Annotated in this window: 10 protein-coding genes; 3 read left to right on the top strand and 7 right to left on the bottom strand. The window is 69.8% G+C overall.

What is annotated here, in order from left to right:
• The first annotated feature begins 602 nt into the window (after positions 1-602).
• Positions 603-1,631: a tryptophan--tRNA ligase gene (gene trpS, locus ACH4TV_RS40135; RefSeq protein ID WP_398406286.1), complete on the top strand. Its 1,029-nt coding sequence runs from the start codon at positions 603-605 to the stop codon at positions 1,629-1,631.
• 40 nt (positions 1,632-1,671) lie between these two features.
• Here trpS and proC read toward each other — a convergent pair whose 3' ends face one another.
• From proC to ACH4TV_RS40120, 3 genes are all read right to left on the bottom strand, one after another.
• Positions 1,672-2,484, bottom strand: coding sequence for a pyrroline-5-carboxylate reductase (gene proC / locus ACH4TV_RS40130; protein WP_398406285.1), 813 nt, complete (start codon positions 2,482-2,484; stop codon positions 1,672-1,674).
• Between the two features lie 233 nt (positions 2,485-2,717).
• Complete coding sequence (locus ACH4TV_RS40125) at positions 2,718-3,470, bottom strand: ABC transporter permease (protein ID WP_398406284.1); 753 nt, start codon at positions 3,468-3,470, stop codon at positions 2,718-2,720.
• Positions 3,467-4,297: an ABC transporter ATP-binding protein gene (locus ACH4TV_RS40120; RefSeq protein ID WP_398406283.1), complete on the bottom strand. Its 831-nt coding sequence runs from the start codon at positions 4,295-4,297 to the stop codon at positions 3,467-3,469. The genes ACH4TV_RS40125 and ACH4TV_RS40120 overlap by 4 nt, the downstream gene beginning before the upstream one ends.
• A gap of 321 nt (positions 4,298-4,618) precedes the next feature.
• On the opposite strand from ACH4TV_RS40120, the gene ACH4TV_RS40115 reads away from it, so the two are divergent.
• Positions 4,619-6,133: a SulP family inorganic anion transporter gene (locus ACH4TV_RS40115; RefSeq protein WP_398406282.1), complete on the top strand. Its 1,515-nt coding sequence runs from the start codon at positions 4,619-4,621 to the stop codon at positions 6,131-6,133.
• On the opposite strand, the gene ACH4TV_RS40110 is transcribed toward ACH4TV_RS40115, so the two are convergent.
• The 3 genes from ACH4TV_RS40110 to ACH4TV_RS40100 all read right to left on the bottom strand — a co-directional run bounded on the left by ACH4TV_RS40110 (position 6,088) and on the right by ACH4TV_RS40100 (position 8,054).
• Positions 6,088-6,873, bottom strand: a complete 786-nt coding sequence (locus ACH4TV_RS40110) for a class I SAM-dependent methyltransferase (protein ID WP_398406281.1) — start codon at positions 6,871-6,873, stop codon at positions 6,088-6,090. The two genes, ACH4TV_RS40115 and ACH4TV_RS40110, sit on opposite strands and share 46 nt — an antisense overlap.
• A 209-nt stretch (positions 6,874-7,082) precedes the next feature.
• Positions 7,083-7,631, bottom strand: coding sequence for an EamA/RhaT family transporter (locus ACH4TV_RS40105; RefSeq protein WP_398406280.1), 549 nt, complete (start codon positions 7,629-7,631; stop codon positions 7,083-7,085).
• A gap of 63 nt (positions 7,632-7,694) precedes the next feature.
• Positions 7,695-8,054, bottom strand: a complete 360-nt coding sequence (locus ACH4TV_RS40100; protein WP_398406279.1) for an SH3 domain-containing protein — start codon at positions 8,052-8,054, stop codon at positions 7,695-7,697.
• A gap of 183 nt (positions 8,055-8,237) precedes the next feature.
• Between ACH4TV_RS40100 and ACH4TV_RS40095 the strand changes: the two genes are divergently transcribed.
• Positions 8,238-10,415: a serine/threonine-protein kinase gene (locus ACH4TV_RS40095; protein WP_398406278.1), complete on the top strand. Its 2,178-nt coding sequence runs from the start codon at positions 8,238-8,240 to the stop codon at positions 10,413-10,415.
• A gap of 121 nt (positions 10,416-10,536) precedes the next feature.
• On the opposite strand, the gene ilvD is transcribed toward ACH4TV_RS40095, so the two are convergent.
• Positions 10,537-12,390 carry a dihydroxy-acid dehydratase gene (gene ilvD / locus ACH4TV_RS40090; protein WP_398406277.1) on the bottom strand — a complete coding sequence of 618 codons (1,854 nt, stop codon included), beginning with the start codon at positions 12,388-12,390 and terminating at the stop codon, positions 10,537-10,539.
• Between the last annotated feature and the right edge of the window lie 82 nt (positions 12,391-12,472).

The following is a 12,472-nucleotide window of genomic DNA, read 5'->3' as shown; positions in this document are numbered from 1 at the left end:
TGCTGTCTTGCGTTTCCGACTCTACCAGACCGTTTTCCGATCCGATTTCCTCGGTGCTTTCCAGGTTTTCGCTTTCGCGTTTCCCTTTCCGGCGGTTCCGACTCTACCAGATCCTTTCGGGCCTGATTCCCAGTCAGTGGGGCTTGCCTTCCCGGCTGTTGGGCCGTTCCGACGAGTGAGACTTTAGCGGATTCCCTGCCCCCGAGCTAATCGGGGGTGCGTCCTTTCGAACGCGGATTCCTCATTTCGCAAAGACGCATGCCAATGACACGCCAACGGCGTGACGACAGGTCGTCGACCGTTGCTTGGTAGCTGCGGAATGGTTGTCCGGGGACCGACCGGGGTCGGCGCTCACGTCGAACAACTCGGAGAACACTACGTACGGGCCTGGGGTGTGTCAACTCGATGCCGGAGGGTGCCTCCGGGGCGTAGTCTCGTGGGCGTGACTACGCATACGTACACCCAGCAGTGGTGGGCCGCCTGACGGCGGCCGTACATACGTATGTACTCAACGGCCGCCGCCTCGGCGGCCGTTCTTGTTTCTCCCTCCAGAGGGGTCGGCCGGCCGGGTGCGGCGGTCTCGACCAGGAGGTGGAGAAGAGATGACACGGGTCTTCAGTGGGATCAAGCCGACCGGGCATCTGACGCTGGGGAACTACCTGGGTGCCATGCGGCGGTGGGCCGCAGTGGACCAGCACGAGGCGGACTCCCTGTTCTGCGTCGTCGATCTGCACGCGCTGACGGTGGACCACGATCCCGGGCGTGTGCGCCGGCTCAGTCGGCAGGCGGCCACGCTGCTGCTGGCGTCGGGGCTCGATCCGGAGTTGTGCACCCTCTTTCTGCAGAGTCATGTGGACGAGCACACCCGGCTGTCGTACGTGCTGGAGTGCGTCGCCACCGACGGAGAGATGCGGCGGATGATCCAGTACAAGGAGAAGGCGGCGCGGGAGCGGGCGCGGGGTGGGAGTGTGCGGCTGTCGTTGCTGACGTATCCCGTGCTGATGGCGGCGGACATCCTGGCGTACGGGACCGACGAGGTGCCGGTCGGGGACGATCAGGCTCAGCATGTCGAGCTGACGCGGGATCTGGCGGTGCGGTTCAACCAGCGGTACGGGCATACGTTCGTGGTGCCGCGGGCCACGCTTCCGAAGGTGGGTGCGCGGGTCATGAACCTGCAGGAGCCGACGTCGAAGATGGGGAAGAGCGACGACGTCGGGCCGGGGATCGTCTATCTGCTCGATGAGCCCGACGTGGTGCGGAAGAAGGTCATGCGGGCGGTGACCGACAGCGGGCGGGATGTCGTGTACGACCCGGAGGGGCGGCCCGGGGTCGCCAATCTGCTGGAGATTCTCGCGGCTTGTGCGGGTGGGGATCCGTCGGAGCTGGGTGGTGCGTACGCGTCGTACGGGGACTTGAAGAGGGACACCGCGGAGGCCGTGGTCGAGGCTCTCCGGCCTGTGCAGGCCAGGCACAAGGAGTTGTGTGCCGATCCCGCATATGTGGAGGGGGTGCTGCGGGACGGGGCGGAGAAGGCTCGGGCGATGGCCCGGCCGACCGTGGATGCCGCTTATCGCGCTGTCGGGCTGTTGCCGGCGACCTACGCGGAGGCCGTGGTGAACGCGGGCGGGTAGGCGCGGTGGTGTGCCGCCCCGGGGTGGGGCGGCACAGCGGTCAGCCGGTGTTGCCGGCGGCCAGGGCTCGGCTGCGGTCGCGGGCGGCTTCGAGGGCGGCGATGAGGGCTGCTCGTACGCCGTGGTTCTCGAGTTCGCGGATGGCGCTGATCGTGGTGCCCGCGGGGGACGTGACGTTCTCGCGGAGCTTGACCGGGTGTTCGCCGCTGTCGCGGAGCATCACGGCGGCGCCGATCGCGGACTGGACGATCAGGTCGTGGGCCTTGTCGCGGGGCAGGCCGAGGAGGATGCCGGCGTCGGTCATGGCTTCGACCAGGTAGAAGAAGTACGCCGGGCCGGAGCCGGAGAGGGCGGTGCAGGCGTCCTGCTGGGACTCGGGGACGCGGAGCGTCTTGCCGACGGCGCCGAAGATCTCCTCGGCGTGGGCGAGGTCGGCTTCGCTGGCGTGGGTGCCCGCGGAGATGACCGACATGGCCTCGTCGACCAGCGCCGGGGTGTTCGTCATGACGCGGACGACCGGGGTGCCGGTGGCGAGGCGGGCCTCGATGGAGGTGGTGGTGATGCCGGCGGCTCCGCTGACGACCAGGCGGTCGGCGGGGACGTGAGGGGCGAGTTCGTCGAGGAGGGTGCCCATGTCCTGCGGTTTGACCGTGAGGATCAGGGTGTCGGCGGTTTTCGCGGCCTCCGGGTTGGTGACCGGGGTCACTCCGTAGCGGGTGCGGAGTTCTTCGGCTCGTTCCGGGCGGCGGGCGGTGACCAGGAGGTCGGCCGGGGCCCAGCCTGCCCGGATCATTCCGCTGAGCAGGGCTTCGCCGATCTTGCCGGTGCCGAGGACTGCGACTTTCTGGGTCATGGTTGCGGTGCCCTCCGGGGGTTGCGTCGTCCGGGGTCATCCTCGCATCGGGGGTGGGGAGGTGGGGTGGGTGTCCGGTGGGCGGAATGTGGGGTGGGTGTTTCTCGCCCCCGCCGCCCTTACCCGTTCCCATCCCTGGGGGCTGCCGCCCCCAGACCCCCGCTGTCGGCCTGAACGGCCTCGTCCTCAAACGCCGGACAGGCTGGAATGCCGGCCGGCGACGAGAAAGTCGTTCATGGGGTTCGGCGGCGGAGGGTTGCTGCGCCCAGGGTCAGGACGAGCAGGGCGCAGGCCGCGACGATCAGGGTGTCTCGTACGAAGTTGGCTGTGATGTCCGTGTGGGTGAGGACCTCGTTCATGCCGTCGACCGCGTAGGACATGGGGAGGACGTTCGAGATCGCTTCGAGGGCCGGGTGCATGGTGGGGCGGGGGGTGAAGAGGCCGCAGAGGAGGAGCTGGGGGAAGATCACCGCCGGCATGAACTGGACCGCCTGGAACTCCGAGGACGCGAAGGCCGAGACGAACAGGCCCAGGGCGGTGCCCAGCAGGGCGTCGAGCAGGGCCACCAGGAGGAGGAGCCAGGGGGAGCCCGTCACGTCCAGGCCCAGGAGCCAGACCGCCAGGCCGGTGGCCAGGGCCGACTGGATGATCGCGAGGATGCCGAAGGCCAGGGCGTAGCCGGCGATGAGGTCGCCCTTGCCGAGGGGCATCGCGAGGAGGCGTTCGAGGGTGCCCGAGGTGCGTTCGCGCAAGGTGGCGATCGAGGTCACCAGGAACATCGTGATGAGGGGGAAGATCCCGAGGAGCGACGCGCCGATGCTGTCGAACGTACGGGCGCTGCCGTCGAAGACGTAGCGGAGCAGAAGCAGCATCAGGCTCGGGAGCAGGATCATCATCGCGATGGTGCGCGGGTCGTGGCGGAGTTGGGCCAGGACCCTGGCGGCGGTGGCTGTGGTTCGGGAGACGTTCAGCGCGGTGGTGGTCACGGGGTCCGTTCCTTCCTGGTCGGCGACTTCGCCGCCTCGTCCACCAGGTGCAGGAACGCCGCTTCCACGGTGTGCGTGGCGGTGCGGGTGCGGAGGGCGTCCGGGGTGTCGTCGGCGAGGAGTTCGCCGTCGCGCATGAGGAGGAGGCGGTGGCAGCGTTCGGCTTCGTCCATGACGTGGGAGGAGATCAGGAGCGTTGCGCCGCGGGTGGTCGCGATGTCGTGGAAGAGAGCCCACAGGTCGCGGCGGAGTACGGGGTCCAGGCCCACCGTCGGTTCGTCGAGGACCAGGAGCTCGGGGGTGCCGAGGAGCGCCACCGCCAGGGAGACACGGCTGCGCTGGCCGCCGGAGAGGTTGCCCGCGAGGTTGTCGGCGTGGGTGGTGAGGTCGACGTCGGCGATGGCGCGGGTGACGTTGTCGTGGCGGCGGTCGGCTGCCGCGCGGCCGGGGTCGAGGATGGCGGCGAAGTAGGCCAGGTTCTGGCGGACGGTCAGGTCGTCGTAGACGGAGGCGGCCTGGGTGACGTAGCCGATGCGGGTGCGGAGGGTGGCGTGGCCGGCGGGGTGGCCGAGGACGTCCAGGGTGCCGGTGACCTTGGCCTGGGTGCCGACGATCGCCCGCATGAGGGTCGACTTTCCGCAGCCCGAGGGGCCGAGCAGGCCGGTGATCTGACCGCGCGGAACGGTGAAGTCGAGGGCGCGCAGGACCTTTCGGGTGCCTCGTACGACGGTGAGGTCCCGGGCTTGGACTGCCGCCGTTTCACTGGGGGTTCGGGGTGGCGGGGAGGGTGGGGTCTCGGCGGGAGGGGGAGATTTGTAATTCATCATGCGATGAATAATGCTCGCGGCTCGAGGGCTCGTCAAGCAGAAGTGCGTCAAGGAGGGTGGGCGCGCAGGCGCGTGGTGGGGTGATCGGAGGGCGGCGCTCCGGTTCGTGCGCCCTCGGGGGCTTCCGATGACTCCGGTTTTGGGTGAGGGGCGGGGGAAGTGGGTGCGCCGCCCGTCCGCCTTGCCGACAATGGGTTTCATTCGCCGTGCCCGTTTCTTCCTTCCTGTTCGGGTTTGGTGGCCGCGCATCTCCGTTCTCCGTCTTCTCCGTCTTCTCCGTCTTCTTCGTTTCTTCCGTTCACTTCCGGGGGTGCATTCGTCATGCGCTTTGGCGTGCGCAAGGCCGATCTGTTGTCTTCTCTCGTCGTCTTTCTGGTCGCGCTGCCGCTGTGTGTGGGCGTCGCCATGGCCTCCGGTGTGCCCGCCGAGCTGGGGCTGGTCACCGGGATCGTCGGCGGGCTGGTCGCCGGGGTACTGCCCGGGAGCAGCCTCCAGGTGAGCGGTCCCGCGGCGGGGCTGACCGTGCTCGTGTACGAGGCTGTGCGGGCGTACGGGGTGGAGGTGCTCGGGGTCGTGGTGTTCGCGGCCGGGCTGGTGCAGCTCGGTCTCGGGGCGCTGCGGCTCGGGCGGTGGTTCCGGGCCGTGTCCGTGGCGGTCGTCCAGGGGATGCTCGCCGGGATCGGGCTCGTGCTGGTCGCCGGGCAGGTGTACGCCATGGGTGACGTGAGCGCGCCCTCGGGTGGGCTCGGGAAGGTGGCGGGGCTGGTCTCGCTGCCCGGGGACGCGAACCCCGTGGCGTTGGCCGTCGGCGGCGCCACCATCGCCGTACTGCTGCTGTGGCCGCGTTGGACGCAGGGTGCGCGGCTGGTGCCCGGGCCGTTGGTGGCGGTGGGGCTGGCGGCCGGGGTGACCTGGGTGTTCGACCTGGGCGTGCGGCGGGTGGAGGTACGGGGGCTGCTGGCTGCCGTACGGGTGCCGGACGGGGCGGATTTCGGGCGGCTCGCGGAAGTGGGGGTGATCGGGACCGTCGTCGCGTTCGCGTTGATCGCGTCCGCGGAGTCGTTGTTCAGTGCGGCGGCCGTCGATCGGCTGCATCGGGGGGCGCGGACCGACTACGACCGGGAGTTGATGGCGCAGGGGGCCGGGAACGCGGTGTGCGGGGTGCTCGGGGCGTTGCCGATGACCGCGGTGATCGTACGGAGTGCGGCGAACGTGGAGGCGGGGGCGCGTACGAAGGTGTCACGGGTACTGCATGGGGTGTGGTTGCTCGCGTTCACCGTGGTCGTGCCCGGGGTGCTCGGGGTGATTCCGGTGGCGGCGCTGGCCGGGCTGCTGGTGCATGCCGGGTGCAGGCTCGTGCCGGTGCGGGAGGTGGGGGTGATGTGGCGGGGGCATCGGGGGGAGGTGGTGGTGCTGGTGGTGACGGCCGGGGCCGTCGCTGTGGGGAATTTGTTCGAGGGGGTGGTTGTCGGGCTTGCGCTTGCCGTGGGGAAGACCGCCTGGGACATCAGCCATGTGCATGTGGAGATCGAGGATCAGGATGGTGGCCGGGGGGAGGGTTCGGGGCTGAGCGCCGGGGTTGTTGTCGTGCGGGTCTTCGGACATGCCACGTTCTTGCGGTTGCCGAAGTTGCTGGATGTCCTGGAGGAGTTGCCTCGGGACCGGGTGGTGCGGCTGGAGTTGGGTGGGCTTCGGCATGTGGATCACGCGTGTGCGGCGGCCCTGGAGGGGTGGGCCGCCGCGCGGGGCTATGACGTGGTGGGGGCGGGGATGGGGATGGGAGTGCGGGGTCAAGGAGCAGCGGGCGTCGTGGCTACCAGTAGGTCCACGTCGTAGGTCTCCTCGACTGTTTCCTCCGGGAACAGCTTGAGCAGGAGGTTGCGTTCGTCGGCCAGGAAGGCAGCGGCGGCCTCCTTGTCGTGGACCAGGAAGAGCGAGTGGCTGCCGAGGTTGGCCAGGTGGGTGTCGATCGGGACGCGGCGGCTCCAACGGACCTGGCGGCGGGCGAAGTCGAGGCGGCCCGAGGGGTCCACGGCGCGGAGGGAGGCGCCGTTCTGCTCCACGACCGGGTCGATGCCGAAGAAGTACCGGATGCGGTTCGCCTGGGCGGCGATCCAGGGGACGTCGAGGGCGTACGTGTTCCACCACAGGGCGAGTGCGCCGCCCGGGCGCAGGACGCGGAGGGCTTCCGGGATCGCGTGGGCCGGGTCGGTCCAGTGCCAGGACTGGGCGTAGGTGAGGAAGTCGACGGAAGCGTCGGCCAGGGGGAGGGCGTTGCCGTTGCCCCGGACGATCGGGATGTCGGGGAGGGTGCGGCGGAACTGGGCCGCCATGCCGTCGCCGGGTTCTACGGCGATCACGTGGGCGCCGCGGGCGTGGAGGAGGGCGGTGGCTATGCCGGTGCCGGCGCCGATGTCTGCGACGCGGGAGCGGGTGAGGGGGTGGTCTGCCAGGTGCTCTATGGCGTCCAGGAGGGCGGGTGGGTAGGAGGGGCGGTTTTGGGCGTACTGGGCTGCGGCTGCGTTGAAGGAGGTGGCTCGGGAGGGGGTGGGGGTGGGGGGTGGGGTGACCGTCATGTGGACATGGTGGCTTGGGGTGTTGGTGGGGGTGGGGGATTTGGGCAAGAGTTGGGGGGCGGGGGGCTTGGGGTGGGGTTTTCGCCCCCGCCGCCCCTACCCGTCCCATCCCGTTCCTGGGGGCTGCGCCCCCAGACCCCCCTCCGGCCCTGAACGGGCCTTGTCCTCAAACGCCGGACGGGCTGGAAATGCCGGCCGGCGCCTTGGCCTTAAGGGGTTTTTCTCTTTGCTGGGTTTCCCGTTCGGCGGGTTGTTCGGCGGGTGTGTTGTTGGCGGGATGTCTCGTATTCCTGGCGGTGGAGGGACTCGCCGGGGGCCTCGTGGAGGGAGCGGAGGAAGTAGGCGGTCAGGGAGCCTACGAAGCCGATGGTCAGGAGGCCGCGGAGGGATGCCTGACGGGCCGGGTCCGGGCGGGTGGTGAAGGCGCCCCAGGTGTGGCCGAACGCCAGGGCGCTGCAGATCGCGAACATCGCCAGTACCAGGAGCGTGACGAGCCCTCCTACCTCCGCGATGCGCAGGCCCTCGTAGGCGAGGCGCAGGATCAGGCAGGACGCCACCGCCGCCGCCAGTGAACCGGCGGCCACTCCCACCCGGCGGGCCGTGTAGCCGGCGTCGTGGTTCACCCAGGTCGTGCCGAAGAAGCGGATGGGCTCGGGGTGGGGGTCGGTACGGGCGTCGCCTGTCGTATCGGGCTTGCCGAGCTTGCCGGGCTTGGCGGTCTCGGCGGGTTTTCCTGTCTTCCCTGTCTTGTCGCTCACCCGGTCGATTATCGCCACCTGGGCACCGGCCCTGAATGCCGGTGCCCAGGTGGGTGAGGTGGGTCAGCTGCAGCGCGCGGCCACGTAGCCGTCGCTGCCTGTCAGGACGTACGCGTCCGAGACGTACTCGCCGTTGTCGATGTTGTCCCAGATGTTCGACGTGCCGTAGGGACCGGCGATCGCCTCGCCGGGGCGCTGGCAGTAGATCCGGATCTTGGCGCCCTCGGACAGGACGCGGATGACGGTGTAGTCGGTGCCGGGGCCGCTGCGGACGTTGAGGCGGTAGCCCGGGGCGACCGAGTAGTAGCGGACGGCTGCTGTCGCCACCGCCGCGGTCGTGAGCGTCAGTTCTGTCCGGGCCGTCTGGTCCGTCTGGTGCGTGGCCTCTTCGGCCGTTCTCTCTCCGGTGCGTTCTGCGGACATGAAAAAACCTCCCCCGTTGGACCCCATGACTGCCATGGGGTCCCGTTGATACCCCTAAAACGCGCCATGAAACACATGTACGTAACTCGTAAACCAACGTCAGCAAGCCGCCTCTGCCCCGTCAACCTCATCGACTAGGCTCCGTCCGTCGCGGGCGCGGCTGAACAGCACGGGGGTGAGTCCATGGCGCCACAGCGGAACTCCGGACCCGGCGCGGAAGCGGAATTTCCGGAGTACGCCGGTCAGTACCGTCTGGAGTCACGGCTGGGTTCCGGCGGCATGGGCGTGGTGCACCTGGCCCGGAGTACCTCCGGGATGAAGCTCGCGGTGAAGATCGTGCACGGCGAGTTCGCCAAGGACCCCGAGTTCCGGGGGCGGTTCCGGCAGGAGATCGCCGCCGCGCGGCGGGTCAGCGGTGCGTTCACCGCACCCGTCGTCGATGCCGACCCCGACGCCGAACGGCCTTGGATGGCCACCCTGTTCATCCCGGGGCCGACCCTCGCCGACGAGGTGAAGCGGAACGGGTCCATGGACGGCAGACAGTTGCGGCGGCTGATGGCCGGGCTCGCCGAGGCGCTGCGTGACATCCATCGGGTCGGGGTCGTCCACCGGGACCTGAAGCCGAGCAATGTTCTTCTCGCCGAGGACGGTCCGAAGGTCATCGACTTCGGCATTTCTCGGCCGAAGGACAGCGAACTGCGCACCGAGACCGGGAAGTTGATCGGTACGCCGCCGTTCATGGCGCCCGAGCAGTTCCGGCGCCCCCGCGAGGTGGGATCCGCCGCCGACATCTTCGCCCTGGGGTCGGTGATGGTGCACGCGTCGACCGGGCGCGGGCCGTTCGACTCCGACAGTCCGTACGTCGTCGCCTACCAAGTCGTGCACGACGAGCCGGACTTGACCGGGGTACCGGCGAACCTCGCGCCGCTGGTGCTGGGTTGTCTCGCCAAGGAGCCCGAGGACCGGCCCACTCCCGATGAACTGATGCGGGAACTCAGGTCGGTTGCCGCCTCCTACGACACCCAGTCGTTCATACCCGGGCAGCGGACCCCGAGCGACTCGGGTCCCCCAAGTTTCCCGGGTGCGCGGGAGGCACAACAAGCGGACTCCCCCGGCTCCCCCGAATCGCACAACCCCCCTCCCCCAGACCGGAGTTCGGGTCGGCGTATGCGCAAGCGCGTCGCCCTCGCCGCGGGCGCTCTCGTCCTCGCCGCCGGGGGTGTCCTCGCGTCGGTGCAGGTGTTCGACGGTGGTCCGGACACCGAGCCCGGGAGCGATCCCTCCGGCGCCGGCGCGACGAGCGCCCCGGCCGGTTTCCGGGCCTGGTCGGTACGGCCGGCCGCCGACAGCAGCGCGGGTACGCCCCAATGCTCGTACGGCGGTGGGAAGTTGTTCTGTGCCCAGAAGGGGCTGGTCTCCGCGATCGACCCCGCCGACGGCACCGTCCTGTGGCGGCACCCGATCGACGCCGCCAACCTGGTGAGTCGCCCGCCCGTCCTGTCGGGTGGGCTTGTGCACCCCCCGCTGGACAGGGGCTCCCGGCTGGAGGCGCTCGACCCGCTCACCGGCCGGACCCGCTGGCAGCAGACCGACGCCGACCGCGTCGGCCTCGGGTACGCCGGCGGCATGGCCCTTCTCAGCGGCCCCGATGGGAAGGTCTCCGGCGTCGACAGCGCGTCCGGCGACAGCAAGTGGAACCGGCGGATCGGTGATCTGAGCTGGCCCGAGCTGTTCTCCTTCGCCGGGGACCGGCTCGCCTACGCCACGAACAAGGCCGAGGACGAATCGAGCACACGGGTCGCCGCGCTGGACCCGGGCACGGGTGACGTGCGCTGGCAGGAACGGCTGGACGGGATGCTGGAGCCCATCGGCACCACCGCCGCGGGCGCCTCCGTCTTCTTCGCCGCGATCGACACCGAGTACGAGGAGACGATCGCCGTCGTCGCCTACGACCCGGGGACCGGGACCACGCGCAAGGTCGACGTGACCGTTCCGCTCTCGCGGGCCCATGGCGTCGTGCGCGGGAACACCGTCTATCTGCTGGCCTCCGGGGGTGCGCTGATCGCCGTGGACCTGGCGGCGGGCAAGCAACTGTGGTCGCTCGAAACGTCCGTGAGCCTCGGCTCGGCGCCGGTCGCCGACGGGCGGTACGTGTACTTCAGCGCCGCCGACGGGCGGCTGATCGCAGTGAACGCCCGTACGGGGACGCTCGTGGGGCAGACGCCGCCGCGGTTCGGCGCGAACTCGGACACGATCGCGCCCTCGCTGCCCGCCCCCGTCGTCGCCGACGGACGCGTCTACGCGAGTGCGCCGGACGGTTCCGTCTTCGCCGTGGACGCGGCGGACCCGGCGGGCTGGTGAGCCGGGTCGCCCGGGACCCGTACGGCAGCTGAGGCCCGTACGGCGGAAAAGGGCCGCTCCTGAGGAGCGGCCCTTCACTTCGTACGGATCGTACGGACAGGTTCACTCAGGCGTACGAGTGTCAGCCCAGCTTGGAGACGTCCCGCACCGCGCCCTTGTCGGCGCTCGTCGCCATCGCCGCGTACGCGCGCAGGGCCTGGGAGACCTTGCGTTCGCGGGAGACGGGGGCGTAGACGCCGTTCAGGGCGGTGCGGCGGGTCGTCAACTCCTCGTCGGGGACGAGGAGTTCGATCGTGCGGTTCGGGATGTCGATGCGGATGCGGTCGCCGTTGTTGACGAGGGCGATCGTGCCGCCGGAGGCCGCCTCGGGGGAGGCGTGGCCGATGGACAGGCCCGAGGTGCCGCCGGAGAAGCGTCCGTCCGTGATCAGGGCGCAGGTCTTGCCGAGGCCGCGGCCCTTGAGGAAGGAGGTCGGGTAGAGCATCTCCTGCATGCCGGGGCCGCCCTTGGGGCCCTCGTAGCGGATGACGACGACGTCGCCGTGCGTGATCTGTTTGTTGAGGATCTTCTCGACGGCTTCCTCCTGCGACTCGCAGACGACCGCCGGGCCCTCGAAGGTCCAGATCGACTCGTCGACGCCGGCCGTCTTGACCACACAGCCGTCGACGGCGAGGTTGCCCTTGAGGACCGCGAGGCCGCCGTCCTTCGAGTACGCGTGCTCGGCGCTGCGGATGCAGCCGCCGGCGGCGTCCTCGTCGAGGGCCTCCCAGCGCTCCGACTGGGAGAAGGCCTCGGCGGAGCGGACGCAACCGGGCGCCGCGTGCCACAGTTCCAGGGCCTCCGGCGACGGCGAGCCGCCGCGCACGTCCCAGGTCTTCAGCCAGTCCGCGAGGGACGAGCTGTGAACCGAGTTCACGTCCTCGTTGAGCAGGCCCGCGCGGTGCAGTTCGCCGAGGAGGGCGGGGATGCCGCCGGCCCGGTGCACGTCCTCCATGTAGTACGTGCGGTCCTTGGCGACGTTCGGCGCGACCTTCGCCAGGCACGGCACCCGGCGCGAGACCGCGTTGATCTCGTCCAGGCCGAAGGGGACCTCCGCCTCCTGGGCGGCGGCCAGCAGGTGCAGGATCGTGTTGGTGGAGCCGCCCATGGCGATGTCGAGGGCCATGGCGTTCTCGAAGGCCGCGAGGGTGGCGATGTTGCGGGGCAGGACCGTCTCGTCGTCCTGCTCGTAGTAGCGGCGGGTGATGTCCATCACCGTGCGGCCCGCGTCCTCGTACAGCGCCCGGCGGGCCGTGTGCGTGGCCAGGACCGAGCCGTTGCCCGGGAGGGCGAGTCCGATGGCCTCCGCGAGGCAGTTCATCGAGTTGGCGGTGAACATGCCGGAACAGGAACCGCAGGTCGGACAGGCGTTCTCCTCGATACGGAGAATGTCCTCGTCCGAGATCTTCTCGTTCACCGCGTCGGAGATCGCGTCGACCAGGTCGAGCGTGCGGACCGTGCCGTCCACGAGGGTGGCGCGGCCGGACTCCATCGGTCCGCCGGAGACGAAGACCGTGGGGATGTTGAGGCGCAGGGCCGCGTTCAGCATGCCCGGGGTGATCTTGTCGCAGTTGGAGATGCAGATCAGGGCGTCTGCGCAGTGGGCCTCGACCATGTACTCGACCGAGTCCGCGATGAGGTCGCGGGAGGGGAGGGAGTACAGCATGCCGCCGTGGCCCATCGCGATGCCGTCGTCGACGGCGATCGTGTTGAACTCGCGGGGGATGCCTCCGGCGGCGGTGATGGCCGCGCTGACGATGCGGCCGACCGGCTGGAGGTGGGTGTGGCCCGGCACGAACTCGGTGAAGCTGTTCGCGACCGCGATGATCGGCTTCCGCCCGATGTCGGCACCCGGTACACCGGAGGCACGCATAAGGGCGCGGGCGCCCGCCATGTTGCGGCCGTGGGTGACGGTTCGGGACCTCAGCTCGGGCATCTTCGCTCGCCTCGCTACTTCGGGACTTCGGGGAGTTATGACTGAAGTCGAGCGTACGCCGGTTATCCAGGGATCGGACGGC

Source organism: Streptomyces sp. NPDC020898 (assembly GCF_044333925.1).
GTDB lineage: Bacteria > Actinomycetota > Actinomycetes > Streptomycetales > Streptomycetaceae > Streptomyces.
Note: the sequence above shows the minus strand (reverse complement) of the source record. Positions and strands in the feature narration are given on the sequence as shown.

What these genes read in the sequence shown, in the direction of transcription:
- trpS (WP_398406286.1), top strand. Translation starts at nt 603, where the DNA reads ATGACACGGGTCTTCAGTGGGATCAAGCCGACCGGGCATCTGACGCTG.
- proC (WP_398406285.1), bottom strand. Translation starts at nt 2,484, where the DNA reads ATGACCCAGAAAGTCGCAGTCCTCGGCACCGGCAAGATCGGCGAAGCC.
- ACH4TV_RS40120 (WP_398406283.1), bottom strand. Translation starts at nt 4,297, where the DNA reads ATGATGAATTACAAATCTCCCCCTCCCGCCGAGACCCCACCCTCCCCG.
- ACH4TV_RS40115 (WP_398406282.1), top strand. Translation starts at nt 4,619, where the DNA reads ATGCGCTTTGGCGTGCGCAAGGCCGATCTGTTGTCTTCTCTCGTCGTC.
- ACH4TV_RS40110 (WP_398406281.1), bottom strand. Translation starts at nt 6,873, where the DNA reads ATGACGGTCACCCCACCCCCCACCCCCACCCCCTCCCGAGCCACCTCC.
- ACH4TV_RS40100 (WP_398406279.1), bottom strand. Translation starts at nt 8,054, where the DNA reads ATGTCCGCAGAACGCACCGGAGAGAGAACGGCCGAAGAGGCCACGCAC.
- ACH4TV_RS40095 (WP_398406278.1), top strand. Translation starts at nt 8,238, where the DNA reads ATGGCGCCACAGCGGAACTCCGGACCCGGCGCGGAAGCGGAATTTCCG.
- ilvD (WP_398406277.1), bottom strand. Translation starts at nt 12,390, where the DNA reads ATGCCCGAGCTGAGGTCCCGAACCGTCACCCACGGCCGCAACATGGCG.